This window comes from Leifsonia sp. HAY1-4F (genome assembly GCF_056755275.1).
This window is the reverse complement of the sequence record NZ_JBNDHX010000756.1, coordinates 1-229: the sequence shown is the minus strand read 5'-3', so window position 1 is coordinate 229 and position 229 is coordinate 1. Positions and strand designations below refer to the sequence as shown.

Annotated in this window: 1 pseudogene; it reads left to right on the top strand. The window is 73.4% G+C overall.

From position 1 onward, the window contains the following. Positions 1–229 (top strand): annotated as a pseudogene (locus tag ACPYOG_RS21230) (sugar phosphate isomerase/epimerase family protein); the annotation flags it as partial.

Genomic DNA, 229 nt, shown 5'->3' with positions numbered 1-229 from the left:
GCATCTTCAGCGACGCCGCGGCATCGTCCCGGAGGCGGCTGCCGAAGCCGACGCTCGCGGACCACGGGTCCGCCGAGCGGAAGTTGTCGTTCCAGCGGACCGGAGGAGGCCTGGATGCCGCCGGCTGGGAGTGGCTCGCCCGGAACACGGAACGCGCCGCGTCGCGCGTCCGCGCAGCCGGCTTGGAACCGACGTTCCACCATCGCGCCGGCACCTCCGTCGAAGCGTC